The sequence below is a fragment of the Paenibacillus herberti genome, assembly GCF_002233675.1.
Classification (GTDB): domain Bacteria; phylum Bacillota; class Bacilli; order Paenibacillales; family Paenibacillaceae; genus Paenibacillus_O; species Paenibacillus_O herberti.
In genome coordinates this window covers 1,191,226-1,217,502 of sequence record NZ_NMUQ01000001.1, presented here as the reverse complement: position 1 = coordinate 1,217,502, position 26,277 = coordinate 1,191,226, and the positions used below count along the sequence as shown (strand labels likewise).

General features: G+C 51.7%; 25 protein-coding genes. 6 read left to right on the top strand and 19 right to left on the bottom strand.

Going from position 1 to position 26,277, the window contains the following annotated elements; translation table 11 throughout:
• Window positions 1-45: 45 nt before the first annotated feature.
• Window positions 46-303 (bottom strand): HPr family phosphocarrier protein, encoded by a 258-nt coding sequence (locus tag CGZ75_RS05610; RefSeq protein ID WP_089523261.1) that lies wholly within the window; start codon window positions 301-303, stop codon window positions 46-48.
• A gap of 146 nt (window positions 304-449) precedes the next feature.
• Between CGZ75_RS05610 and CGZ75_RS26150 the strand changes: the two genes are divergently transcribed.
• Entirely contained in the window at window positions 450-584 is a 135-nt protein-coding gene (locus CGZ75_RS26150; protein WP_281255097.1) for a hypothetical protein, read from the top strand.
• 82 nt (window positions 585-666) lie between these two features.
• Here CGZ75_RS26150 and CGZ75_RS05605 read toward each other — a convergent pair whose 3' ends face one another.
• The 12 genes from CGZ75_RS05605 to CGZ75_RS05550 all read right to left on the bottom strand — a co-directional run bounded on the left by CGZ75_RS05605 (window position 667) and on the right by CGZ75_RS05550 (window position 13,239).
• On the bottom strand, window positions 667-1,263 hold the full coding sequence (locus tag CGZ75_RS05605; RefSeq protein ID WP_089523260.1) for a thymidine kinase: 597 nt from the start codon (window positions 1,261-1,263) through the stop codon (window positions 667-669).
• Between the two features lie 57 nt (window positions 1,264-1,320).
• Complete coding sequence (locus tag CGZ75_RS05600) at window positions 1,321-2,376, bottom strand: M42 family metallopeptidase (protein WP_245850710.1); 1,056 nt, start codon at window positions 2,374-2,376, stop codon at window positions 1,321-1,323.
• Window positions 2,373-3,692, bottom strand: a complete 1,320-nt coding sequence (locus tag CGZ75_RS05595) for a pyrimidine-nucleoside phosphorylase (protein WP_089523259.1) — start codon at window positions 3,690-3,692, stop codon at window positions 2,373-2,375. The genes CGZ75_RS05600 and CGZ75_RS05595 overlap by 4 nt, the downstream gene beginning before the upstream one ends.
• 193 nt (window positions 3,693-3,885) lie before the next feature.
• Window positions 3,886-4,605: a purine-nucleoside phosphorylase gene (gene deoD / locus CGZ75_RS05590; protein ID WP_089523258.1), complete on the bottom strand. Its 720-nt coding sequence runs from the start codon at window positions 4,603-4,605 to the stop codon at window positions 3,886-3,888.
• Window positions 4,606-4,677: 72 nt separating this feature from the next.
• The gene (gene deoB / locus CGZ75_RS05585) at window positions 4,678-5,862 is read right to left on the bottom strand and encodes a phosphopentomutase (RefSeq protein WP_089523257.1); all 1,185 of its coding nucleotides are present in this window, start codon (window positions 5,860-5,862) and stop codon (window positions 4,678-4,680) included.
• A 230-nt stretch (window positions 5,863-6,092) separates the two neighbouring features.
• A complete protein-coding gene (deoC, locus tag CGZ75_RS05580; RefSeq protein ID WP_089523256.1) occupies window positions 6,093-6,767 on the bottom strand; it encodes a deoxyribose-phosphate aldolase in 675 nt (224 codons plus the stop codon).
• A 198-nt stretch (window positions 6,768-6,965) separates the two neighbouring features.
• Window positions 6,966-7,145, bottom strand: coding sequence for a hypothetical protein (locus tag CGZ75_RS25085; RefSeq protein WP_089523255.1), 180 nt, complete (start codon window positions 7,143-7,145; stop codon window positions 6,966-6,968).
• Window positions 7,146-7,529: 384 nt separating this feature from the next.
• On the bottom strand, window positions 7,530-7,772 hold the full coding sequence (locus CGZ75_RS05570; RefSeq protein WP_089523254.1) for a hypothetical protein: 243 nt from the start codon (window positions 7,770-7,772) through the stop codon (window positions 7,530-7,532).
• A complete protein-coding gene (hydA, locus tag CGZ75_RS05565) occupies window positions 7,769-9,217 on the bottom strand; it encodes a dihydropyrimidinase (RefSeq protein WP_089523253.1) in 1,449 nt (482 codons plus the stop codon). The genes CGZ75_RS05570 and hydA overlap by 4 nt, the downstream gene beginning before the upstream one ends.
• Window positions 9,214-10,509, bottom strand: a complete 1,296-nt coding sequence (preA, locus tag CGZ75_RS05560; RefSeq protein ID WP_089523252.1) for an NAD-dependent dihydropyrimidine dehydrogenase subunit PreA — start codon at window positions 10,507-10,509, stop codon at window positions 9,214-9,216. The genes hydA and preA overlap by 4 nt, the downstream gene beginning before the upstream one ends.
• 25 nt (window positions 10,510-10,534) lie before the next feature.
• Entirely contained in the window at window positions 10,535-11,962 is a 1,428-nt protein-coding gene (locus CGZ75_RS05555; protein ID WP_089523251.1) for an NAD(P)-dependent oxidoreductase, read from the bottom strand.
• Window positions 11,941-13,239 (bottom strand): M20 family metallo-hydrolase, encoded by a 1,299-nt coding sequence (locus tag CGZ75_RS05550; protein WP_089523250.1) that lies wholly within the window; start codon window positions 13,237-13,239, stop codon window positions 11,941-11,943. Before CGZ75_RS05550 ends, CGZ75_RS05555 begins: the two co-directional genes overlap by 22 nt.
• Window positions 13,240-13,486: 247 nt before the next feature.
• Between CGZ75_RS05550 and CGZ75_RS05545 the strand changes: the two genes are divergently transcribed.
• Complete coding sequence (locus CGZ75_RS05545) at window positions 13,487-14,839, top strand: PucR family transcriptional regulator (RefSeq protein WP_141136674.1); 1,353 nt, start codon at window positions 13,487-13,489, stop codon at window positions 14,837-14,839.
• A 22-nt stretch (window positions 14,840-14,861) separates the two neighbouring features.
• On the opposite strand, the gene CGZ75_RS05540 is transcribed toward CGZ75_RS05545, so the two are convergent.
• Both CGZ75_RS05540 and mmsA read right to left on the bottom strand, forming a co-directional pair.
• Window positions 14,862-16,274, bottom strand: coding sequence for an aspartate aminotransferase family protein (locus tag CGZ75_RS05540; RefSeq protein ID WP_089523248.1), 1,413 nt, complete (start codon window positions 16,272-16,274; stop codon window positions 14,862-14,864).
• 34 nt (window positions 16,275-16,308) lie between these two features.
• Window positions 16,309-17,793 carry a CoA-acylating methylmalonate-semialdehyde dehydrogenase gene (gene mmsA / locus CGZ75_RS05535; protein ID WP_089523247.1) on the bottom strand — a complete coding sequence of 495 codons (1,485 nt, stop codon included), beginning with the start codon at window positions 17,791-17,793 and terminating at the stop codon, window positions 16,309-16,311.
• Window positions 17,794-18,296: 503 nt separating this feature from the next.
• Between mmsA and CGZ75_RS05530 the strand changes: the two genes are divergently transcribed.
• Window positions 18,297-19,538 (top strand): DNA glycosylase AlkZ-like family protein, encoded by a 1,242-nt coding sequence (locus tag CGZ75_RS05530; protein WP_089523246.1) that lies wholly within the window; start codon window positions 18,297-18,299, stop codon window positions 19,536-19,538.
• Window positions 19,539-19,649: 111 nt separating this feature from the next.
• Here CGZ75_RS05530 and CGZ75_RS05525 read toward each other — a convergent pair whose 3' ends face one another.
• Complete coding sequence (locus tag CGZ75_RS05525; RefSeq protein WP_089523245.1) at window positions 19,650-20,147, bottom strand: DinB family protein; 498 nt, start codon at window positions 20,145-20,147, stop codon at window positions 19,650-19,652.
• Between the two features lie 168 nt (window positions 20,148-20,315).
• On the opposite strand from CGZ75_RS05525, the gene CGZ75_RS05520 reads away from it, so the two are divergent.
• The 3 genes from CGZ75_RS05520 (at window position 20,316) to CGZ75_RS05510 (ending at window position 22,718) form a co-directional block, all read left to right on the top strand.
• Window positions 20,316-21,008, top strand: a complete 693-nt coding sequence (locus CGZ75_RS05520; protein ID WP_089523244.1) for a CGNR zinc finger domain-containing protein — start codon at window positions 20,316-20,318, stop codon at window positions 21,006-21,008.
• 89 nt (window positions 21,009-21,097) lie between these two features.
• Complete coding sequence (locus CGZ75_RS05515) at window positions 21,098-21,574, top strand: GNAT family N-acetyltransferase (protein WP_245850709.1); 477 nt, start codon at window positions 21,098-21,100, stop codon at window positions 21,572-21,574.
• 58 nt (window positions 21,575-21,632) lie between these two features.
• A complete protein-coding gene (locus tag CGZ75_RS05510) occupies window positions 21,633-22,718 on the top strand; it encodes a DUF3626 domain-containing protein (protein WP_089523243.1) in 1,086 nt (361 codons plus the stop codon).
• A 260-nt stretch (window positions 22,719-22,978) separates the two neighbouring features.
• Here CGZ75_RS05510 and CGZ75_RS05505 read toward each other — a convergent pair whose 3' ends face one another.
• From CGZ75_RS05505 to CGZ75_RS05495, 3 genes are all read right to left on the bottom strand, one after another.
• Window positions 22,979-23,977, bottom strand: coding sequence for a phosphotransferase enzyme family protein (locus tag CGZ75_RS05505; RefSeq protein ID WP_245850708.1), 999 nt, complete (start codon window positions 23,975-23,977; stop codon window positions 22,979-22,981).
• 251 nt (window positions 23,978-24,228) lie between these two features.
• Window positions 24,229-25,026, bottom strand: coding sequence for an SDR family oxidoreductase (locus tag CGZ75_RS05500; protein WP_089523242.1), 798 nt, complete (start codon window positions 25,024-25,026; stop codon window positions 24,229-24,231).
• A gap of 159 nt (window positions 25,027-25,185) precedes the next feature.
• Window positions 25,186-26,256, bottom strand: a complete 1,071-nt coding sequence (locus CGZ75_RS05495) for a lactonase family protein (RefSeq protein ID WP_089523241.1) — start codon at window positions 26,254-26,256, stop codon at window positions 25,186-25,188.
• Between the last annotated feature and the right edge of the window lie 21 nt (window positions 26,257-26,277).

Genomic DNA, 26,277 nt, shown 5'->3' with positions numbered 1-26,277 from the left:
ACTCATAAGCCCTCCTGATCCCGCTGAGCTGCAACTGGGCTTGGATTATTTGGCCAGTTCCTCAAGCATGTAGGAAAATGCCGCCCCCTCATCCTTGCCCTCGACGCGAAGCATCACCGGGGTTCCCATACGGATCGGCAGCAAGAGCATGCCTAGCAGGCTTTTAACATCAACGATATTGCAATTATCACCGCTGCAAAATTCAAGCTTGATGTCGGATTGAAAACGTGCCGCCTCCCCTGACAGCCGAGTGAGATCCTCCCGATGGAAGTCCCTTTGAATAACGAATTCATGCGCTCTCATGGTCCACTGACCTTCCCTGCCGGTAATGGAAAACATCTTTATCCGTATTCATATTCCAAAGGGACAAAAATGTTCCGCAGCTTAATAGGGCTTAAAATGTCCCATCATGGGTAAAAAATATAAAGAGATACAGGAGGCGATTTCACATGATAACACCGTTTGAGGACAGGCTATATGCGATTGCGTTTTATGTTATGGCTGCGATCGCTGTAGCGGGAGTAGGCATATGGATTTTATGGTTAAGTCGTAAGGCCAAAAAGAACAAAGGACGCAATCGTTGATATCGTGAAGTAGAAAAAAACCTCCATCTGCCGATTGTTTCGGCTCGCGGAGGTTTTTCGTTATGCAGTACGTTTATGACCCCTAGCTCTTCGATCCGGCAAAAGCAGCCTTGTAACATTTGCGGCAAACCGGCTTGTAATCGTCGTTGCCTCCGATTTGGATCTGTGCCCCTTCGTTGACAGGAATTCCCCCCTGAAAGCGGATGACCATCGTTGCCTTGCGGTCGCAAAACCAGCAGATCGTCTTAATCTCCTCAATCTTGTCCGCTTGAGCCAGCAGATAATAGCTGCCTTCGAACAGTTCGTTGCGGAAATCGTTTTTCAAGCCGAACGCCATAACCGGTACATCTAGCTCGTCAACGACGCGTGTTAGTTGGTCGATATGACCCCGATTGAGAAACTGAGCCTCATCGATCAAGACGCAATAGATCTGCTTCGGGCCGTCTGCCGGCTGATGCGTCAGCACCTCGCTGTAAAGGTCGGTATCCGCCGCAACAGGAATTGCTTTACGAGTAAAACCGACTCGCGAACCAACCTCATCCTTACCGCTGCGAGTGTCCATTGCCGGAGAAAAGATCAGCACGGCTTTGCCCTGCTCCTCATAATTATGAGCCACTTTGATAATCTCAAAGGACTTACCACTGTTCATCGTTCCGTACTTATAGTAAAGCTGCGCCAAGACTTGCTCCCTCCTGATCCTGTTGCCGGACCGCTCCATAGGGGGAGCAGCCCAGCTTTATTCCATGATGTATGCCAGCAATAACGCCGCCGTTCCCACTATTGCGTCAGCATGCGTGCGTTCCATGCCATGGGAGGCATGGACTCCCGGCCCAATGAGCGCAGCACGAATGTTTGCGCCGCCTCTAAGCGCTGCACTGGCGTCAGAGCCGTAGAACGGGTAAATATCGACCTCATGCGGGATCTCCTGGCTTGTGGCCAGCTCAATGAGCCGCGAGGTCATTCCGTAGTCATACGGCCCGGAGGAATCCTTAGCGCAGATGGAAACATCCTTCTCGGTCGCGCTAAGATCATCCCCCATTGCTCCCATGTCGACGGCAATCATCTCTACGATGTCCTCTGGAATCCAGGAGCTGCCATGTCCAACTTCCTCATAGGTTGAAATGAGCAGCTTAACCGGGCGGTTAAGCTTGAGCCCTTCTCTGTGCACGGTCTCAAGAATACCGAGCAGAGCCGCAACGCTGGCTTTGTCATCCAGATGGCGTGATTTCACCCATCCATCCGGCAAAATCCTTACCCGTGGATCCCAAGAGATAAAGTCACCTGGCGCAATGTCCAGAGCGAGCGTATCCGCGCGGCTTATCGTATCAACGTCGAGCCGAACTTCCATAGAAGCGTCGTCGCGCTTCTGTGAACGAGATTCAGGATAGACATGAACAGAAGGCATCGTAGAGAGGACGGTGCCTTCATAGATTTTACCGCCCCGCGTATGTACAAGGCAATATTCTCCCTCAACTGTCGACATATCGTAGCCGCCAATCGGAGTCATCCGAAGTTTGCCATCGGACTTTACAGCGCGAACCATCGCGCCAAGTGTGTCCACATGAGCGGTCAGCAGCAGTGGTTCCCCGCTCTCACTACCTCCCAGATTAATGAGCCCGTTGCCCTTCGGCGTAAGCTTCAGCTCAAAGCCGAGGCGTGAAACCTCGGCAGAGAGCAGCTTCATAATATCGTGGCAATAACCGCTTGGGCTTGGCGTTTCTAACAACTGCTGCAGCCTGTCAAGAATATAGCTGCGATCCAGCTTTTCCTTCCACGCAGCACTCATCTTCATGCCTTGCTTCCCTCCACGCCTGTTACGACTCCACGCACGAGCAGTGGAGTCTCCGCTTGTGCGGAAATCTCGATAGCCGCGTATAGACGTTCCATAACATCAGCTACATCCTCTTGGTTGGCATGGATTGTCACGAGAGACTCGCCCACTTTGACGGAATCCCCCACTTTTTTGTTCAACATCAGCCCTACCGACAGATCGATAACCGATTCCTTAGTCGCGCGTCCGGCTCCAAGTACCATCGCTGCCGTTCCGATTTCATCTGCGATCATCTGAGATACAAAGCCATTCTGGCGTGCAGGCAGCTCGATCCGGTACGGTGCTTGCGGCAGCAAGCTTGGATCGTCGACAACAGCTGGATTGCCGCCTTGATTGCGGATGAATTCTTTGAATTTTTCCAGTGCTTTACCGTTTGTCAAAAGCTCCTTCAACAGCTCCTCCGCTTCTTCAAGAGAAGCAGCTCCTCCACCGAGGAAGACCATCTGGCTGCCAAGCGCCAGGCAAAGCTCCAGCAGATCCGCTGGGCCTTCGCCGCGCAGCGTATCGATCGCTTCCTGCACTTCAAGAGAGTTGCCGATTGCGTAACCGAGCGGCTGGCTCATATCGGAAATGACCGCCATCGTATTACGTCCAACCTGGTTGCCAATCGCAACCATCGCGGAAGCCAAGCGACGAGCATCCTCCTCGTCCTTCATGAAAGCGCCTGCGCCTGTTTTGACATCAAGCACAATAGCATCCGCGCCAGAAGCAATCTTCTTGCTCATAATGGAGCTTGCGATGAGCGGAATCGACTCAACTGTGGCGGTAACATCACGCAAAGCATACAGCTTTTTGTCGGCTGGAGTCAGATTGCCGGATTGTCCAATTACCGCGATAAGCGATTCATTGACGAGGCTAGCGAACTCTTCACGGCTCAACTCGATATGGAAGCCTGGAATAGCTTCTAGCTTGTCGAGCGTTCCACCCGTATGGCCAAGCCCACGTCCGGACATTTTGGCAACCGGAATTCCAGCCGCAGCAACGAGCGGAGCCAGCACAAGAGTAGTCGTATCGCCCACGCCGCCGGTCGAGTGTTTATCGACTTTAACGCCGCGAATATCCGAAAGATCAATTGTCTCACCGGATTCTACCATCGCTAACGTCAAATCTGCGCGCTCCCGATCGTTCATATCACGGAAGAAAATAGCCATCGCCAAAGCACTTACCTGGTAATCAGGAATCTCGTCGTGGGTATAACCTTCGATAACAAAGCGAATCTCTTCCGTCGTAAGCTCATGACCATCTCTTTTTTTCTCAATCAGATCTACCATTCTCATTATGGATACCCTCCGTTAGTTAAGCTCATGAATGATTTATGTCATTAATTTTATAAAAGTGGCGTGGTTGCAGGAATCGCGACAATTAACAACGTTAATTGACAGCGGATTACGCATTTGTCGGAACATGGTTATTCACGTCATTAATTATATTACCTCTTTGTATTTGAATAGCTGGCGCAATCCCCTCCACCTATTTGGACAGAGGAATATCCGCGGCTGTATCAAGCGCGATTACCATCATTTCGTTGAAGGATGACTGGCGCTCAGCCGCGGTCGTCTCCTCACCCGTTAGCAGATGATCACTGGCGGCCAACACCGTCAGCGCTTGTATTCCATGCCGTGCTGCAATCGTATAGAGAGCTGTTGTTTCCATTTCGACACCGAGCACTCCGTGGTCCATCAACCGTTGAACAGCTGTTGTATCTTCCTTGTAGAACACATCGGTGCTGTAAATATTGCCGACATGAACGTTTACTCCTGCGCTCACGGCATGTTCATAAGCAGACTTAAGCAGCGTAAAGCTGGCAATTGGCGCGAAGTCGTATCCCAGAAACTGATTGCGGTTCATGCTGGAATCCGTACAGCTGGCCTGAGCTAATATGACGTCGCGCACATTCACCTCATGCTGCATCGCTCCACAAGTACCAACGCGAATCAGATTGCGGACGCCGTAGTTGCGGATCAACTCATTCGCATAAATACTGATCGAAGGCAGCCCCATACCTGAGCCTTGCACGGAAATGCGTTTTCCTTTGTAGTTGCCCGTAAAACCGAGCATTCCCCTAACTTCATTGTAAAGCTCAATATCAGTCAGGTAGGTCTCAGCGATATATTTAGCTCTCAGCGGATCTCCAGGAAGCAGTACTGTTTCAGCGATCTGCCCCTCTTTAGCTCCAATATGCACGCTCATATCCATTCTCCTCTCAAGGACATCTCGGGGTTTACCCGAAGCGGTATCTGGTCTAACCCGTCCATTGGAATGTTAGTTGCTCGACAGCTCGTCAAGGAAACTCTTGCCATGCTGGGGCAGCGTTACGCCGAAGTTGTCTGCAACTGTCGCGCCCACATCTGCAAATGTAAGCCGCAGCGGCAGCTCGCGACCGCCCTCGAAACGAGGGGAATACACAATTAGCGGTACATATTCGCGAGTATGATCGGTTCCTGTATAGGTTGGATCGTTGCCATGGTCAGCAGTGATGATGAGCAGATCGTCCTCTGTTAGGCGCTCCAGCACAGCCGGCAGCCCCGCATCGTACTCTTCCAACGCTTTGCCATAACCTGCCGGATCGCGGCGATGGCCGTAGAGCGCATCAAAGTCCACCAAATTCAGGAAGCTGATCCCGTTAAACGATTCCCCGCATACTTCGACCAAGCGCTCCATGCCCTCTTGGTTGGAAGCAGTACGGATGCTGCGCGTCACGCCTTCTCCGTCGAAAATATCGGAGATTTTACCGATTGCGACAACGTCGAGACCGGCATCCTTGAGCGTATTCATTACCGTAGGCTGGAAAGGCTTCAGCGCGTAATCATGACGTCCTGCCGTGCGCTTGAAGGACCCTGACTCGCCAATGAACGGCCGGGCGATGATGCGCCCTAACATATAGGGATCTTCAAGCGTAATCTCACGGCAGAATTCGCAAATGGAATACAGCTCTTGCAGCGGCACGATATCTTCATGCGCAGCAATCTGGAGCACCGAGTCGGCCGAAGTATACACGATTAGAGCGCCCGTGCGTACATGCTCTTCTCCGAGCTCGTCGATAATTTCCGTGCCGCTGGCTGGCTTGTTGCCAATTACTTTACGGCCAGTGTGCTCCTCAATCCGGGAAATAAGCTCTTGCGGGAAACCATTCTCGAATACGCGGAATGGCGTATCGATCCGCAGTCCCATCATCTCCCAGTGACCCGTCATCGTATCTTTGCCGCTGGAAGCCTCCTGCATTCGTCCATAAAAGCCGAGAGGCTTATCGGCCGGTTCAATTCCCTTGAAAGGCTTAATGTTTGCAAGTCCAAGACTGCCCATACTAGGCATATATAAACCGTCTGTCGCTTCGGCAATATGACCGAGCGTATCAACATCGAAGTCCCCGAAAGCAGCCCCATCGGGAGCTGTTCCAATGCCGACAGAATCCATAACGACAAGATGAATGCGTTTGAACATCATCATCAATTCCCTTCCTCAATCTAAATACTGTGCCATCATAACGGAAACGCTCTCATTGGATCAAGCAAGCGGATTCTGATTTTCCCTCCGCCTGATGACTGATACGGGATGGACTCAGAGTCCATCCATACAATGTCAAACAGCCGGAAAACCTTGCGGTTTATCCGGCTGTAATAAAAGCCTTCATTCAGCCCGGACAATCCCGATTGGGGATAATCCGCATCCGCCGGAAATTAATAGGAGGTTTCGGAACGTCCGCCTTCCATAATCTTCACGCCGGAGCTGGCGCCGATTCTCGTGGCACCGGCAGCAATCATGCGCTGCATGTCTTCCAGGCTGCGCACGCCGCCGGAAGCTTTTACGCCGATGTCAGGACCAACCGTGCGGCGCATGAGCGCGATGTCCTCAACTGTAGCGCCTCCGGTGGAGAACCCAGTCGACGTTTTCACAAAGTCTGCTCCCGCACGTACCGCGCGCTCGCATGCCCGAACCTTCTCGTCATCACTCAGCAGACAAGACTCGATAATGACTTTCACGATAGCTTTGCCAGCAGCAGCCTCTACAACAGCGCGAATATCAGATTCTACTTCGTCATCGCGACCGTCCTTGAGCGCACCGATGTTAATAACCATATCAATCTCCGTTGCTCCTCCAGCAATTGCATCGGATGTTTCAAATGCCTTCGTACGGCTGGTGGAAGCTCCTAGAGGAAAACCGATGACCGTGCATACTTTGACCTTCGAGCCGTTCAGCTCGGCTGCCGCGTAAGGCACCCAAGTCGGATTGACGCATACAGAAGCGAATTCGTAGGTTTTCGCCTCTTCTACGAGCCGCGCCATCTCAGTGATAGTTGCGTCCGCGCGAAGCAAAGTATGATCGATCATTGCTGCCAATTGTGCCTGTTGCATTCCATATCCACCCCAATTCATAAACTGACATCATCATATCATCCGATTGAACAAATGTAAAACACACTTTAATCATATGTTCAATCAAACTCAAGGAAAGCATGCTACCTTATAATGTCAAAAAAGGACTGCTAATTATACTAACCACTGGGCAGGTTGTCTACTTTCATCGGCCGCTGCCAGTCCCCACTTTGCTCCTTATGGAACCAGCTGTCCGAAGAAAGCCTGAACATCAGATAGTTCTGTTGTTTTTAACACGATTTTTTCGTCATTCATTACAATGAAACAAGGGAAGTTTTCAATACCTATCGCATCCGCTTTGTCCTTGTTGCTTTCCACTTCTATATCGTAAAGCTGAATGCCCTGTATGATTTTCAAATAATACTCTTTTTTTGAATTTCAAAATACATTTAATTCATCATCAAGTTGACCTGGTGATCCTTCATAAAATAAGTGAATTAGATATCGATTGTTGGAGTCCGAGCTTAAGTAATCCAATACCTCCTGTTTAGATGGAGTGGAGCAACCCGCTGTTAGTGAAACTATTAGCAACAGTAGGACTTTAAACAACTTCATGGGCTTCATCCCTTTTAGGTCATTTAGGTAGGTTTAAAAGTTAATAGTGGATTTCGACCGTCGAAACTCCTCATAAAAGCTAAAAAAGCTGACCCGATATAATAATCGACGTCAGCTTAAAGCTGAATGTTACTCCATATGATAGAGTCTAATCCTTTTACAGCATAATAATGACCGTCTGAAAGCTTACAACTCCTGTGGAACTGCTTGCTGTCTTATTAATAGCACCGCTACATGTTTGCGAGCATCTGCGGTGCTCAGCCTCAGGCTGATCGATCCTGCGGCCTCCCGGACCGAACCTTCCGGGGGCGCCGAGAATAGCACAACCGCGCCGTCCAAATCCTCTTTTATCTCAACAATCCGACGTCCCTCTTCGACCAGCCCATCCAGCAATTGCTTCTCCTCCGCATATTCCTCATAACTACTCATCCTCTAATTCCTCCTGTCGAAGCAGAAGCAGATGAATGCGGCGATAGGATGTTAGAGCTTTGGCCAAAGCGCTCCCGCTTCAAGTATTTGCCGCTGCCAACCGTGCCAACAAATTCTCGATCGCGAATGACAAACTCGCCGCGTACTAGCACAGATACCGGTTCACCTTGAAGGGGCAAACCTTCAAAAGCACTGTAGTCCACGCGCAAATGATGATCCTTCACGGACAATTTGCGGCTGACCGCTGGATCGAATAACACCAGATCCGCATCGCTGCCTACGGCAATTGTTCCTTTGCGCGGAAAAAGGCCGAACAGCTTAGCGCTTGCCGTGGAAACGATATTGACGAATTGATGCAGATCTATTCTACCTTTGGCTACGCCCTCCGAATAGAGAATGCTGAATCGATCCTCGATTGTCGGACCGCCGTTCGGAATTTTGGAGAAGTCGCCGAGGCCAAGCTCCTTCTGTCCCTTATAGTTGAACGAGCATTGATCGGAGCCGAGCGTCTGCAGCGTGCCTGAAGCCAGCGCGTCCCACAGGGCTTTCTGATGCCAAGCTTCTCGCAGTGGAGGCGACCAAACATACTTGGCGCCCTCGAAGCCTGGTCCTTCCAGCGCAGTCACATCCAACGTTAAATATTGTGGACAGGTTTCACCGTAAATGCGCAGCCCGCGTGAGCGGGCTGAAGCGATTCTTTCAACCGCCTGCGCGCAGGTGACATGGACAACATAGAGCGGAGCATCCGCTAATCCAGCGAGCTCGGCAGCGCGGCCGGTTGCTTCACCTTCAAGCTGAGGAGGACGAGTAAGAGCATGATAAATGGGTTCGGTTTGCCCATTTTCCAGCGCCTCCTCGATGAGCCTATCGATGACGTCGCCGTTTTCGGCATGCACCATCACAAGCGCTCCCTCTTCACGCGCCAGCTGCAGCGTACGGAACAGAGTGCCGTCATCGGCTTGGAACACATTTTTGTAAGCCATGAACACCTTCAGCGAGGTTATGCCCTCTTGTTCGATGATCGTTGGCAGCTCGGCCAATACAGCCTCTCCGGCCTCGGCGACCATGAGATGGAAGCCGTAGTCGATGACGGCTTTGCCGTCAGCCTTGGCATGCCAGGTGCTGATTGCGTCCGTGAGTGGCTTGCCGCGCTCAGTCAAGCAAAAGTCGATGACCGTCGTCGTGCCGCCAAACGCCGCGGCGATCGTACCGCTTTCAAAGTCATCCGCTGTAACCGTGCCGCCAAAAGGCATGTCCAGATGAGTGTGTGGATCGATGCCGCCTGGGAACACGTACAATCCAGCCGCATCAACCGTTTCGGCTCCCGTTGTGTCCAGTTGACTCCCTATCGCCGTGATGACGCCATCCTCAATCCGGATATCGGCAACGGTGATCGACCCGGATGTGACAACCGTGCCTCCTTGAATGACTTTGGAGCTCTTCATCCCTCAACCGCCTCCGCTTCAATGGAATCTGCTCCAAGCTTAGCCAGCACCCGCTGCCGTTCATTCCATGTAAGCATCGGCGCCGCTGCCGGCAGCTCGACCATCTCGATTGCGCCATCAACTGGACAAACGATCGAGCAAAGATTACAGCCTACGCAATCATCCTCCCGCACCTGCAAATAAGGACGGCCGCTGCTGCCGGTAAGCATATCGATACATTGATGCGAGGTGTCCTCGCAAGCAATATGGCATTTGTTGCAGTTGATGCAGGTATCCTGATGGATACGCGCGACGACTCGGTAATTCAAATCCAGCTCGCCCCAGTCCGAGTAACGGGATACGCTTTTTCCAGTCAGCTCGGTGACGGAGGCCAGTCCTTTGCGATCCAGATAGCGGTTCAGACCGTCCACCATTTCCTCCACAATGCGGAAGCCGTGATGCATCGCCGCTGTACACACTTGAACGCCGGTCGCGCCCATAAGCATGAACTCCACGGCGTCCTCCCAGGTAGAAATGCCACCAATGCCGGACATCGGCACGTTTACTCGGGGATCGCGAGCACATTCGGCCAACATGTTCAGTGCAATTGGCTTCACAGCAGGCCCACAATAGCCGCCATGTGCACCTTTGCCGCCGACATGAGGGATTGTGTTCCATGATTCCAGATCGACGCCAGCGAGGCTGTTGATCGTATTAATGAGGCTGACGGCGTCAGCTCCTCCAAGCACGGCATGCCGCGCGGTGACGGTAATATCCGTAATATTAGGCGTGAGCTTAACGATGACCGGCGTGCGGGCGGCTTCTTTGGCCCACATCGTTTGCTTTTCGACCAAATCCGGTTGTTGACCAGAGGCTGCTCCCATGCCCCGCTCCGCCATGCCATGCGGACAGCCGAAGTTCAGCTCTAACCCGTCGACGCCTGCATCCTCAACCCGCTTGACGATTTCATGCCATTTCTGGCGAGTTGGCTCCACCATGAGCGATGCGACCAGCGCATGATTTGGAAAACGCTTCTTTGTTTCGCGAATCTCTTTAAGATTGACTTCAAGCGGTCGATCGGAGATAAGTTCGATATTATTGAAGCCGGCTACCCTTCTTCCCCCATAATGCACAGCTGCGAAGCGTGAGGAAGTGTTGATAATCGGCTCACCGAGCGTTTTCCAGACCGCTCCGCCCCAGCCCGCCTCAAAGGCACGCTGCACCTGGTAACCGGTATTGGTCGGCGGCGCGGAGGCCAGCCAGAACGGATTAGGCGAGCGAATTCCCGCCAGGGATATGGACAAATCTGCCATACGACTCTACCTCCATTCCTTCAAATTATCGTAAACGGGCTTGCACGCTTCCTGCTGCTTTCGCAGAGGAGGGCTCCCTCTTGAAGTCGGGATAGGATTCTCCCAAAAAGGCGAGTGCGATGGCGGCGGCAGCCCGTTTACCCTGTTCGGCCGCAGATACAACGGTAGCCTCACCCGCTCCCGTGCCTTGCAAAATGTCGCCAGCCGCATAAATACGGGGATTGGAAGTCAAACCTGTCAGCGGATTGACTTCTGGAATCCCATTCTCATGTTGGATTCCCAATTGCTCGGCAAGCGGAATGAGCCGTTGTTGGCCGGTCGCGAATACAACCGCATCCACCTCCATAAGGAAAGTGGAATCAGGTACGGGAGCGGTAAGGCGACGTCCGTCAGCCCCGATGCGGCCATCCGGCTCCAAGCGGATGCATTCCAGCCCGGCGACTTTGCCAGCCTCATCTCCGACGATGCGCATTGGCTGTGTCAACCAAGCGAACTCGATTCCTTCTTGCTTGGCAAATTCGAATTCAAACGGATAAGCGGTCATTTCCGCCGCCGTGCGCCTGTAAACGATTTTGACACCGCTTGCTCCAAGCCGCATGCTGCAAGTTGCCGCATCAATTGCCGTATTGCCTGCCCCGATGACCGCTACTCTTGCTCCAGCCAGAGAAGTTGGCATCCGACCGGACTTCGTCGCTTCCACAAGTCGTATTGCATCATGAACACCGTCCAGCTCCTCGCCTTCCATGCCGAGCGGTGGCACATAACCCATGCCTGCGGCCAGTACAACCGTGTCATGCCGATCCAGCAGTTGCTGCACGCTGATCGTGCTGCCAATTCGCGTACCCGTGTGGACTTTTACGCCGAGCGCTTCAACCTGCTCAACTTCCCAGGCTGGGACATGCTGCGGCAACCTGAAGCTGACAATGCCAGTGCTGTCCAGGCCGCCGGCAACCGGCTTCGCTTCGTAGATCTCCACATTGAAGCCGTACCGGGCAAGCTCGCGAGCGGCAGATAAACCGGCCGGACCGCTACCGATAACTCCAGCTGACAAGCCAGTAGACGCTCCCGGAGCAAAAAGCTGCAGCCCCTCGCTTGCCGCATAATCGGTCGCGTAGCGCTGCAATCGGCCAATCGTAATCGGCGTAGAGGTGTCGTGCAGCACACAAGCTCCCTCGCAGAGCAGCTCGGTCGGACATACTCTGGCGCAGCTGGCGCCGACCGGATTTGCATCCATAATGGCATAAGCCGCCCCCTCGGTGTTCCCGGTGGCGATTCTTTTGATGAAGGAGGGGATGTTAATGCTCGTAGGACAAGCCTTAATACACGGCGCATCATAACAGTACAGGCAGCGGTTCGATTCTTCGGCGGCTGCTGCTCGCGATAATGGCGGTACCATCTCTCTAAAAGCAGCCGGTACTGTCGGATCGTCACTTATGCTGTGGTGGATTCCCATTTGCCTCCGCTCCTCTCTCCCTGGATCGACAGGGCCAGTGATCTCATCGTACGATAGAGCAGCTCCACGCCCTCTGCAATGTCATCAGCACTGGAGTATTCCTGCGGATTGTGACTGATTCCGTCCTTGGACCTTACAAAAATCATCGCATAGGGACAGGCGTAGGATAGCGCAAGCGCGTCATGGAATGGGCCGCTCATCAGCTCTGGCAGCTGGAGTCCCATGCCGTTAGCCTCCAAGCGAATAACATCCATTAATTCAGGATCGCAGTAGCGAGGCGGACTGTTCGTATCTTCGCGAATCGAGTAGGTGAGGCCGTTGTCCGCGGCAACTTCGTCAATTAGCTCACGGAGCTTGGCCTCCAGGCGATTTCGCCGTTCCATGTCCATGTCGCGCAGATCAATCGTGAACTGAACTCTTTCGGGGATGATGTTACGCGAGCCGGGAAAAAGCTGCAGCGTACCTGCTGTGCCGACAGCAGGCGTTCCGGCTTCTGCTCGCACAAGATCCTGGAGACCAGCGATGATGCGGGCGGCTCCTGCGAGCGCATCTCGCCGCATACTCATCGGCACAGAGCCGGCATGACCGGCAAAGCCATGCAGTTCCACCGTCAACCAGAGCGGACCGCTGATGCCGGTGACAAGACCACATGCTGCGTCCAGTGATTCCAGCACCGGACCTTGTTCGATATGAAGCTCAAGGTAAGCAGCGATGCTTCCTTTCGCATACTTAGCCTCGTCCAACCGCGCGGAATCGCCGCCAAAAATGGAAAGCGCCTCACTTCTTGTGATCCCATCCCCATCGACGCGTTCCAGTTCCCCTTCCTCTAAACGGCCGACCATCGCCCTGGAGCCGAAAATCCCTTTATTGAAGCGACATCCCTCTTCATCAGAGAAAGCGACAACCTCAATCGGCCGCTGCGGCACCAGCCCTTCGGAGACAAAAGCATGTACAGCTTCGATTGCCCCAAGCACACCAATGATGCCATCGAACCGCCCTGCATAGGGCTGCGTATCGAGATGGGAGCCCAGCATGAGCACAGGAGCATCGGGAGCGACCGGGCTTTCAAGCCGTCCGATCAGGTTGCCGGCGGCGTCAAGCCGCACGCTCATTCCCGCTTCTTTCATCCATTGACGCGCTAGCTCGACCGCCTGACGGTCAAGCGGCGTCATCGCCAGCCGGCTTACACCTGTATCACTGATTTTCCCGATCTCAGCCAATTTCCTAATTCGGGTCAACACTTGTTCCCTGCTTGTTGTACGGTCCCATGCAGACATAAATCCCCCTCCTCATCCTGGAATTTCCATGGAGCGACAGCTTATGTCAGGTTACATGGCGTATCATACCTAATTTTCGGAATTATTTGAATACTTATTTTTCATAAGAGCTTTTATGATGTAAGATAAAGTCACTTCATCATGACGAGGTAGGTCTGATTGCGTAATCATTCAATTTTAAAATTAAAGGATCTTATCATGGAACGGGGGCATAGGTGTGGAAGAGAGATCAAACCTCTTGGACCCGATGATACAGCGTAATCTGACGGTGCGTGAAACACTGACAACAGCCCTCTTCGCAGGGGCCAGGGTGGAAGCTGGACATGCCGGACTGGACCGTGAGATTCGCTGGGTGCATGTACTTGAAATAACCGGCGTAAGCGAGCTGCTGCATGGCGGAGAAATGGTGCTCACCACTGGAGCCGGATTCGGTTCAGATGAGAAAAAGCAGGAGCGCTTCATGGCGAGCTTGCTGCAGCGCGGAGTTTCCTGCCTGTGTTTGGAGCTTGGCCCGGAACTCCCCAGCTTGCCGCTGCATTGGCGAAAGCTGGCCGAGGAGCAAGCGTTACCGCTTATCGTGTTTCCTCACACTGTGCGCTATGTGGATATTACTCATGAGCTGCACTCGCTCATTCTCGATCGCCGCAGAGCGAATCAAGAGGCGCAAGCTATGGAGACGGTGCGCCGGGAATCGGATTCGCGGTTACTCCGTTATTTGTTGGAAAGCGGTTATGGTGCTGGCGCCAGATCGCCCCAGGAGCTTATAGCCCAACAGTCCGCCGAGCCGCTGCTAGGCTTTCTCGACGGGATGAGCTGGAGAATTCTCATTGCCGAATGGCCGGCCGTTTCCGGCAATCGCTTGGCAGCAGCCGCAGCCGAGCAAGCGGCAAGCGAGCTCGGACGCAGACTTCGCCGCGAAAGCTGTCTCTGCCTTGCGGAGGCAGCCGGCGAGCGGCTGACGGCACTCGTCGCACAGTCAGAGCGGGTAGCCGCCGGCAGCGGAATCACTCGGCTCGATGAAACTGTCGAGAGTGTACTGGCCATGTTTCCCGGCTGCTCCAGCGGCGCAAGCTCGCGCTTCACTAGTCGCAGCCGCGCTGCCGAAGCAAGGCGGCAAGCCGCTGAGGCGCTCAAGCTGAGCCGGACTTCCGGGCCATCTGCAAATGATAGCGCTTCCTCCGTGCGCCCCCTGCTCTATTATGACGAGTTAGGCGTGCTGCAGTTGCTGCCCGCGCTGCTTGATAGCTATCGGCTCGAAAGTTTTGTCGAGGATCATCTTGGTCCGTTGTTATTGGCAGACCGCCTGAAAGGCGGCGACTTGCTACTAACGCTTAAGGTATTCCTAGATGCTGACTGCTCCAAACAAGAAGCGGCGCGAAGGCTGTTCGTCGTCAGGCAATCGCTCTATTACCGGTTAGATAGAATTCAGGAATTGATCGGGCCGGTTTGGCTTGATCCCGAGAAACGGCTGGCCGTTCAGGTAGCGCTGCGCGCCTACATGCTGCTTGAGCCAGGGGCGCTGCGGGTGATTCCGTCGCGGCGTCCAACAGACGCGTCTTCCTTGGACAGTCATAATTGCGAGAGTCGAGCTCCAGGATGACGCTTAAGCACACCACATTCTGTCAATTCTGCCGAAGCGACTGAACAGATTCCACCAGCACTGTCAGCAGAAACGCCATATCCTCGTCCGTCGAGGACAGGGGCGGTGCTGTGGTCAGCACATTGTTCATACCAGCGACCGTATCGCCGTTTTTACTAATAATTAACCCGGCAGCGCGACAGCGGTCGATGACCGATTGCACGATGGCGGCTGCCGCTGGTTTGCGGCTGTCGCGGTCCTCGACCAGCTCGATGCCGATCAGCAGGCCAAAGCCGCGAATGTCGCCAACATAAGGATGATCCGCGAGCTCGCGCTTCAGCCCGTTAAGCAGCTCTTCACCAAGGCGGGCGGCGCGCTGTGGCAGCTGTTCTTTTTCCATCACTTCCAGATTAGCCATTGCCAGCGCACAAGCAGCCGGATTACCGCCGAAGGTGTTCACATGTCGCAAATGATCGTATTCGCCCGTTCGTTGGAAAGCTTCATAAATTTCGCGTTTGACGGCGGTAGACGCTAGTGGCAGATAACCGCTTGTAAGTCCTTTGGCCATCGTCACAATATCAGGAGCGATACCATAATTGTGATGCCCGAACTTTCGCCCCGAACGACCAAAACCGCAAATAACCTCGTCAATAATCAACAGAACACCGTATTCGGTGCAGATGCGTCGCACTTCATCGACATACAGCTGATCCGGTACGATAATACCGCCACCAGTAATGACCGGTTCCATGATGACGCCAGCTACTGTGTCCTCGCCTTCCCAAATGATACGTTCTTCAATCTCCCTCGCGCACAACAGCTGAAAAGCTTCGGCAGTCATGCCCTCCGGGCGGCGGTAACTGTCAGGCGGACGAACATGCAGGAAACCTGCTGCCAGCGGCTCGTAGCCTTGTTTGCGAATTGCCTGACCGGTTGCCGCAAGCGCTCCGAGCGAGCTGCCGTGATAACCTCTGTAGCGTGCAATGAACTTCGACCGCAGCGGTTTTCCGATATGCTGCTGGTATTGGCGGGCAATTTTGAACGCTGTTTCATTGGCCTCAGAACCACTATTGGCAAAAAAGACGACATAGTCCCCTTCCAGCCATTCCCCTAGCTTTTCCGCCAGCTCAATAGCCGGCAAATGTGACTGGGTAAGCGGGTAATAGGGCATCCGCTGGAGCTGACGCGCGGCTGCATCGGCTAGTTCCTTGCGTCCGTAACCGACATTGACGCACCATAACCCCGACATCCCGTCCAGATAACGGTTGCCCTCATGATCCGTCACCCAGGAGCCCATCGCTTCCACGATGACAAGCGGACGGTCGTTGGCCCGATAGGGACGCATATTATGCCATAGATGGCGCCGATCCTTCTCCAGCAGCCCATCAGACTTCAGTACTCCAGATTCCGCTCCACCAGGCTCCACTCCGGAAGCCTCCGTACCCTGTTGCACCATTGAGCCATCGCTCCTTTTTTAACAGTCATCCGCTTCAATAGCGAGCAGTGACCATTTTTTTACGAGTGTAGAACTCCACACCATCCTTGCCATTCGCATGCAGATCTCCGTAGAACGAGTTTTTGTAGCCGCTAAAAGGGAAAAAAGCCATTGGAGCCGGCACGCCGATGTTAATGCCTAACATGCCCGCGTCGATTCCCTCGCGGAATCGGCGCACCGCTTTGGCGCTGTCCGTGTACAGGCAAGCACCATTGGCAAAAGGAGAGCGGTTAGCGAGCGCGATGCCTTCGTCCAAGCTTGCGATGGACGCCACGCATAACACCGGCGCGAACAGCTCCTCTCGCCAGGCATCCATCTCTTCCGTTACGCCAGTCAAAATTGTCGGCCCCAGAAAAGAGTCACAGCCGGTCGGAGCTGGATCGAGCCGCCCGTCCCGGAAGAGTTCTGCGCCTTGGAGCAGCGCCCCCTCAACCAGCCCAAGCGAACGATCCCGGCTCTCGCAGCGGATCATCGGCGTCGCTACACCGGCAGGCCCTCCCCCTCCGTCAGGCCGCATGGCTTCTGCCTGCTCTAACAACAACCGGAGGAAAGGCTCCAACACCTCCTGTTGTACGCTGACGACAGAGCAAGCCATGCAGCGCTGGCCCGCTGAACCGAAAGCGGCTGCCGCAACCTGGCGTGCTGCCGCCGGCAAATCCGCATCTGGCAGCACGATGCTGTGATTTTTGGCGCCGGAAAGCGCTTGCACTCGTTTGCCGGCCGCCGTACCGCGCCGATACACCGCCTCCGCAGCAGGCTGCGAGCCCACAAAGCTTACTGCAGCGATGCCCGGATGATCAAGCAGCGCATCCACCGCTTCCCGCGAGCCATGAACAAGACTAAGCACGCCTGGAGGAATACCCGCCTCTTGAAAAAGCTCTGCAAGTCGGCAAGCAAGTAGAGGCGTCCGCTCTGAAGGCTTGAGTACAAAAGCATTGCCGCAAGCGACTGCCAATGGGAACATCCAGCACGGCACCATCATCGGGAAGTTGAACGGGGAGACACCGCAGACGACGCCGAGTGGATAACGGAACATACCAGACTCCAGGCCATTCGCAATGTCCGGGAGTTGGCTGCCCATCATTAAGGTTGGTGCTCCGGCAGCGAACTCGACGCATTCCACACCGCGCTGTACTTCGCCTTGTGCTTCCTCCAGGCTTTTGCCATTCTCGGAGGCCAGCAGCTCGGCCAACTCATCGCGATGCTCTACCAACAGGCTCTGATAGCGGAAAAACAACCGGGCCCGAGCGGGTACAGGCACCTTATGCCACGCTTGAAAAGCCTTCGCAGCTGCCGCTACAGCGAGATCCACCTCTGCCCTGCCGGATAGCGGGACTTCTGCAAGCATCTTGCCTGTTGCTGGGTTCAACACCGGCGCATAGTTAGTTTCCGCTGATGCTTCCTCCCAGCGGCCGCCGATCCAATTGGCTAGCCTGCGCGGCGTAGCTGTCGTCTCGCTTACTTGCGCTGTCTCTGCCATTATCCCGTCTCCTTTCATACTCCTCACGGTTCAATGCAGTTGTACATGCTTTCCTTAGCTTATGCGGCGTCAAACACTGGATAGCCCACATAAATCCCGGTTGAACCCACTTTATTCCTTGAACTTGAGCAGGAACGATTCAACTAGTAAGGGGACTCTTTTTTTGCCGCAGCCTCTGTCCTTCGATTAAATACGAGACTACTTCATATCTACCTTGTATTCACTTGGCATTTAGCTTGAATTTTCTTGGCATCTCCATGCCGCTTTGAACGTTGATGATTCAATCGTAATGTCGTGATGCTTTCATTTCATTAGACAGATGGGCTAAAAAAGATTGGACACAGTGTCCAAAACGGAGCTGATTTAAAGTTCGTCTGATACGAAACTTTGATAAAGATGTGTTCGCTTTCTTTTTCCAGAGGCTTCCGTTATAATGCAAGAAAGGAACGTTTGTTCGTAAAAATGGTCCGTCAGTCTTGGAATTGAGAAAGGAGCAACTGAACATGGCCCTTAAGACGATAAAGCTGTCCAATCGGGATGCCCGTCGCTTCCTTCTGGATCATCATGGGTTAGGCCCGGATCAGCCCTTCAAAGGGAAAGAAGGCATCATGGACTATATCCGAAGGGTCGGCTGCATTCAGTTCGACCCTCTTGATGCGGCAGGACGCAACGCCGAGCTCGTGTTGCAGTCACGCTTGCCAGACTTCCGGCCGATTATGTTGGACGAGTTGTTATATAAGGATCGGCTACTGGTGGATGGGCTGGATAAAGTGATGAGCATTTATGCTACTTCCGACTGGCCGATGTTTCGCAGAACACGTGATAACGCCAAAGAAAATTATGGCAACCTGCCAGAAATTGCGGCTTTCACGTCCACAGTCAGACAAGCGCTGAAGGAGCGTGGGCCGCTGCTCTCTCGCGAGCTGGACAGCAACATCAAGCTAGACTGGGCTTGGGCGCCGGCCAGACTGTCCAAGGCCGCGATGGAAAGTATGTATTTATGGGGAGAGCTCGTGATTGCCCGCAAACAGCGCAATCAACGTGTATATGATCTGGCGGAGAACCACCTTGCTCCGGAGCTTCTTGCCGCTCCAGATCCTTATACGGATGATTGGAGTCATGCACGCTGGAGAGTGCTGCGGCGAATCGGCGGAGTTGGCTTATTGCATCCTCGCGCCTCCGATGCCTGGGTTGGCTCTCGCTTTATGAATGCTTCCCAGCGCAGCGATATATTTCGCGGGTTAGCGGAAGAAGGGCTTTTGATTGTAGTCGACGCCGATGGACTGACCGCTCCCCACTATGCCCGCAGTGAGGATTTGGAGCGCTGGTTCGCGTCGGATCCGGAGAAAAGATGGGAGTCCGTTCCATGTCGCACCTCCTTTTTGGCTCCTTTAGACAACTTGTTATGGGATCGCAGACTTGTTCGTGAGCTTTTCGGCTTCAACTATACATGGGAAGTTTATAAGCCAGCTGTCCAACGTCAATACGGCTATTATGTACTGCCAGTCCTCCATGGGGATCAACTTGTCGCTCGTTTCGAGCCGGGACGTACGAAGGGAGCGAACGGCAGCAGAATCATTGTTGGCTGGTGGCCGGAGCCTGATCTCGTCTGGACCGAATCTCTGGAGACCAGCATTCGGCTCGCTTTCCGACAATTCCGAGCCTATCTGGACTGTGAACGAATTGAGCCGACTGAAGGCGCTCTAGCTGCTGAGCCACGACTGGAACAGTTGGTGAATAGCTGATTTCTTGGTTTTTGCTTCCATTGAACATCGATTAAATACCTGCCTCCGAATCACAAAAAAGCTCCGGTCGAACAGCTTCATGCTGTCCGCCGGAGCGCCATACGCTACCTATTATTGAAAAGAACGAGTCGCCGCCCATGTACCTTGAAGCTTGCGCAGCAAAACAATTTGTCCAATATGATAAGCATCATGGTTGGCAAGGCTGGATACCCATTGTCCGGCCGTGTAGTTTTCGGTAAGCTCCCTGTCATAATCCTCATCGCTGCTCCACTCACGGATGATCGAAGCAATTCCGGCATGAGCTGCAGCCAAACGATCTCTTGTTTCGTCCCAACTCGCATTTTCGGCGCGGATTGCGGCAGCCTGGAACGTATCCGTATTCGTTATGCCATCCGGCTTATGGCCTGACTTCTGCAAAAACTTTTCTTTGTAGTAAATCAGGTGATGGACCGTTTCTCGAATTGTGTTGCTTGCCGCACCTTGCGGCCGCCAGTCCGCCTGTTCTTCCGTTACGTCCTGCAACGCCATTTTGAGTGGAGGCGACCAATCCTCTGTTTCGTAGGCATATTCCCATGCCTTCTCCAGTAGCTTCGTTTTTTCTCTGCTCATCCTTCATTCCTCCTTGTACGCGATTGCTGGTAACGATATAATTGCCTTTAGCTAGTTACATTGATTCCGTTGTATTATACCCCTTCATTTCTATTTTGTAACTATTATTTTCCATTTAGATTGTTACCTTGCAGTCGAAATCATTACTATCAAGAGGAAGGACCGCCTATGATCTGGAAAGATTTTTTAAACAGCCTTTGGCATGATTGGAGAGGCAGCGGTGCGAGTGAGGATCGTCTGGAGTCTCCTTCATGGAGGAGTCACTTTTTGTCCTCCCATGGTTACAGCGACGATCTGACAGCCTCACCAATAGCCAATGATCCAGCAATGGACATGCAGGCATCGGACAATACTACGGCAAGTAATTCGACTGTTGACAAAAAAGCAACGGACATTGCTACGACAAGTAATCCGACTGTGGACGAGTTGAATGAACTGAAACATTTTCGCGATGGACTACGTGAGCTTACACACCGGATCAACGAGTCCGTAAGAGGAACTCCCCCTGTCCCGCTTGTACAGAATGATTTTGCAATTCTGAATAAGTATCTTGCTGTTCCTTCTTTTACGAGAAGGATAGTCTGGGACGCTGGAACACTGCAGATGCTGGAATCATCTCAAGCCGTAGGCTGGGGCAACGTAATGGCCCGCATCGCCACCGCTTACGCTGCGACTCTTGCACATGGAGAGCTGGAACGTTTTCGAATCTGTGACAATCCAGACTGCAAATGGATGTACTATGACGGAACTCGCAACCGATCGAAGCGTTACTGCGATGACAAATGCTGCGGCAACCTAATGAAAGTTCGCCGATTTCGTGAGCGCGCTAAGGGCAAGAGCGAGGATAGAAGTAAGGATTAGCAAGAATAACAGCAATAATCATAGCAAGGCTATGGCCATGCCAATATAGGATGCATCGCTTTCGATATAATAAAGAGAAGAGGATCAATATGTACAAAATGGAACCTTTGCTTATAACCGATTCCGCGGTATCAAATGAGCTGCGCGCGTTGCAGACGGCCGCCTATCTTGTAGAAGCGCGTCTCATTGGCTTTGATGGAATTCCACAAATTAATGAAACCCATGAAGCTTTGCTTACCTCAAATGGAATATTTTATGGTTGCCGTTTAGACGGCAGACTGGCCGGGGCAATTGCATTGGAAGAAGAATCTCCCGGTGAGCTTACAATTGACCGTTTAGTCGTTCATCCAGACTTTTTCCGCAACGGAATCGGCCGATTTTTGCTCCGCCAAACGCTGGAGCTATACCCGAATGTGGACTGGCTCGTCTCAACGGGAGCGCTCAATGCTCCTGCGATACAGCTATATCTCTCCATGGGATTCATAGAGACTGGGCGCAAAGAAGTTGCTCCGGGCTTAGAGATAGCAAACTTTAGGCGCACTTCTGGTCCGCTAACCGATACATAAATCTATTTGCAATTTCCCTGATAGTCCATTTTATAAAAGGGAGGGGACTCTTCTACCCATGGAATTATCGATATCTCAGCAATTAGCTCAAGAATATATAACAAATTACGCAAGAAGCCACAAAAATGAGGGGGATCAAACAATTAGGGAGATTCTTCGAATGTCCAACATCGAGCGGAAGACATTTGAAAATGCTATCACTAAATTAAAATCTCACGCAAGTATTGCGCTACACTTTCACCCAGATAGATTAAATCCGTCCATGAAAAGCGTTGCTGAAGCACTGCTTGAGCAGGGAATTTATAAAAGCCAGTTTGAAACTTTCCTATCGAATGGAAGTGTATCAGCATTTTCAGGTGGTGAACGTGACGTTTGGGAGAATAAAATGTTTGGTGGAGCGTACCAAATAAATGGCTCAACCAATAGTGAACGGCCCAAGTATGGGGCACTCAATCTCATGTTACATCCGGATGGACCTGCTCCACGTTTTGGATCATGCTATTTCCTTTTATCCCCTGAGGTCTCTCATCGCTCCACTTACACTTATTTGGATTCTCACCAAGACCCCAAGGAAAAGGGGACGTATGAGGAATTTGATCTTGTTTTGGCTGCTGTCATTAGGGATGCGTTCTATAGTGATTTTGCCATTGGTGAAAGAAATCTAACCGTTCCAAAGTTAATCGACCATATGCTCATCAATCTTGAGAAGCCATTCCAAAATCCATCAAACAAAGAGCCAAACCGAAATCTTAACCACTATATCGAAGCTCAGGTTCATGGTGATATTGTTCTTAATGAAGACGTAAAAATACTTGTTGCCGATCCATCATTTAAGGGCACCCATACAGGACGGATCTTAGAACAGATATGTTTAAAGTATTCGATTGATCTTTACTGGCACATGGGCTTTAAACTTCTGGTTGATGAGATTCCTTTGAATTTTAGAGGTCCTTCTATGCCTTCACTAGCCAAAAGAATTTCGCAAAGTGATTTTATTGATGTAATTATGATTGGCTCTGCAGCTATGGACTTGAGACGAAATCCAAGTAATTGGAGCGAAAGAGGAACCTACAAAGAAGTTCTGCAAGAATTGAAATTACTGTGGCATGTTTTAGTGAGATATGGAAAGCCAATGGACAAGTGAACAATTTCTAGATTCGTTTTTTCGATCATTCCATATCATGTTACTAAATTATCCTGCCCCTAAGGTGAGAAAACGGCAGCCATCAGCTGGCTACCGTTTCTTCGTGTTTATTCAACTTTCGTGTCCCGTCGCAAGTAAAGAGAAATCGCCTCAGCCATTTCTGCTGCACAACCTATTTCGTTTCTCATATTCAAATGGTTGTTCACATGAATAAATTTCGTGGAAAAATCCCCTATACGGAATATCGTCTTCCAAGCACTTTATGCGATACGACAGCTCCTCATCACACTCCGGTTCTTCGCCGTTGTTTCGCTTACCTCGAATGTATCTATAATACCTTCCATGAGCGTTACTCTTAAAAATAAAGGCAATTTATCCAACATCGAATTTTCGATCCTAGTCTCGGATCTGTATCCTTCGAGGACAGTTTCAAAATAATCATCCATAAACTTTTTACGTTTATCGGCGTCTGGTTCAAATTGTATCCAGCCCACTCCATGTGACCAGAGGTCTGCCAGGTCATACATATACCAACCGAAACATGAATTATCGAAATCATATACAGTTATTTGCCCGTTATCAAAATCAATCGAATAATTTCCATCGTTGTAATCAAAATGGATCATACCGAAAGACTCATGGTTTTTGTCCAATTTTTCTAAAGTTTCCAGGAGATCTAACAGCTTCTCCTTAAGCAGAGAAAATGAGTCTGGTATAAGTTTTTCGATATACTCGGCATTATATTTATCAAAAAAACTAAACCGTCGATGAACAGGAGTGTACTCTTTCGACAATTGGTGTAGTTTCCCCAGGACTTTACCGCAATTATAAAAATATTCGGTAATAGGTACTCCTTGCCGATACTGATAATGATTTTCCACAAGCATTTTTCCTTTGGCCTTTTTAAATAGGCAGATAAAAAAGGTATGATTATTATGGGCTATCTCTTCCAACAGATTACCCTTTAGAGAATTGACTACATCCGAGACACTTCCGCCATGCTCAAATAAATACCTGATATATTCAACTTCAGCTTGAAAATCTTCCCGGCTCCTGTCAGGTAAAAAAGAGATTCTGAGTATTTTTGCTTCTTTGCCTTTTTTCTCACAGGTATAAACGACATTCCGCCCTCCTTCATGTGCCGGAATCAGCTTGATTTCATAGCCTTCTAATCCATACAACTCTGATACTAATGGAAGTAAATATGCATCACTGATTTTAACAACCTCGTTATGATTTATAAAATCTCCTCCAGTCAAACTGTCCTCCGAGCAATTTTACCTACAAACTCCATTCAGATTCTAGGGAAACTTTCTATATAATAAAACTCGGCTATTTGAAGAGTTGTTTGCCTGGGCTACGTAGCTTTCTTTGTATTCGTTAGTCTTAAACCGCTAATCTCTTCTCCTCACAAATCGAACATCATCCAGAAGAAGCACTCAAAAAGCAGAAAAACCGCCACCCCGTTTTTAAACGGAACGACGGTTTTTCTGCACACGCCTTGACCACGTTACAACAACGATTCAGCCCCATCGATATAAATATCCGTGCCTGTCACATGGGAGGACAGGTCCGAAGCGAGATAAGTGACCAGGTCTGCGACTTGAGACGCTTTGCCGGGGTTGCCGCGCAGCGGATGCGAGCCTTCCGGATATTCAACCGGTATAGCCGCCTCCTCCGCTTCCTTGGTGCGGACGGTGTTTTCATCGATGTTGGTTTCGATTGCGCCCGGGCATACAGCGTTAACCCGAATTTTATACTGAGCTAGCTCAAGAGCCGCCATTTTCATGAAGGCAACCTGCCCCGCCTTGGAGGAGCTATAGGCGCTGGCTCCGGTGTTGTTGAAGATGCGATTACCGTTGATGGAGCTCGTAATAATCACGCTGCCGCCCTGTTTTTTCAGGTAAGGAATCGCATATTTGACGGTCAAGAATGTTCCGCGTAAATTGATGCCAAGCGTCTGATCCCAATCATCTACATCCAGATCTTCAATGGTCGTCCAAACACCATTGATGCCGGCATTGGCAAACACAATATCGACGCGGCCAAATTTCTCCGCTATGGTACGGATGCCAGCTTCCACAGCTTTGGCATCACTCACATCTGTCGATGTGACCCAGGCCTCGCCGCCGTCGCGCTCGATCGCCGCCTTAACTTTTTCTGCATCATCCGGAGTCCGGTCCAAAAAGCCAACCTTAGCGCCGTGACGAGCAAATTCCAGCGCCGTCGCTCTGCCGATTCCAGAGCCTCCGCCCGTAACTATCGCTACTTTGCCTTCCAGCAGCTTGCTTGTATCCTTCTGCTTCATCTGGATCATCCCCTCGTCATGAATTCCTGGACAGGAGCAGGATTGCCCGCAAGTTCCTAAATGATACTTAATCGCAGGAATTCAATCTGAATCGGAATCGGGATAATCCGGTAGGATTTAATCCGCAACTTCGGCCTTTTTATTGCAAGCAGCTATAGATCAAACTTGAAAGGGCTGTATGCAAACCGGCTGAGAAACAGTTAGGTTATTTCCGGTGAAGCTCAGCTTGCCGCTCTCTTTATCCACTTTAAATACGGCGATATTATTCGTATCTTTGTTAGCAGCCAGCAGGATTCCCCCTCCAGGCAGCAGAGCAAAATGCCGAGGATGTTTGCCTTCCGTGGAAATATGCTGAATTGTGCTCAGCTTGCGCCCTTCCTCCGACACCTCGTACACGACAAGACTGTCATGCCCGCGATTGGAGCCATACACAAAGCGCCCGTCCGTAGACACGGCGATTTCGGCGCATGTATTTTCACCTATAAATCCTTCTGGCAACGTCGGCCAATGCTCCAGCTCTTGAAGTGTGCCAGCGGCCGCATCATAAGCCAATACACTGACCGAGGAGTCAACTTCGTTGATGACGTAAGCATATTGACCTCCTGGATGGAAGGCTAAATGGCGCGGGCCCGCCCCCGGATGGATGGAATTGTCCGCCACTGGAACCATGCGGTCATCTTCCAACTTGTACGTGCGAATGAGATCCAGGCCCAGATCCTGCACAAAAACATACTTACCGTCCGGGCTGAACATCGCGGAATGTGGATGCGGGCGGTCCTGCCGCTCGGGATTGACGCTATGGCCTTCATGCTGCGGCTGGTCCAGCCGATTGCCGATACGGCCATCCTTTTGCAGTTCCATCAAGCCGGCCATGCCGTTATGATAGCTTACGACGATAAGTCGGCTGCCATCCGGGCTACGTACGATATGACAGGTCGGTCCGTCCGTTGTCGGAGCCTCGTTGATCTTTTCCAGTTCACCTTCTGCAGCATTGAAGCGGTAAGATACGGCGAAGCCCGTTTTGCCTCCGGAGTTATTTTGGCCCTCGGATATAGCGTAAACCTTTCCTCCGGACGCATCGATGTTCAGGAAGGTAGGATTTTTGAGTCCGTCCGTGTCGGTCAGAAGCTCAAGCGTAAGTTCTTGCTCGTTCCAGCGATACAAATACAGACCAGGACCATTCGGCTCAGCATAGGATCCTACAAATGCATAAGTCGTTGATGAGTTCATGTTGATATCCTCCTCTTAATT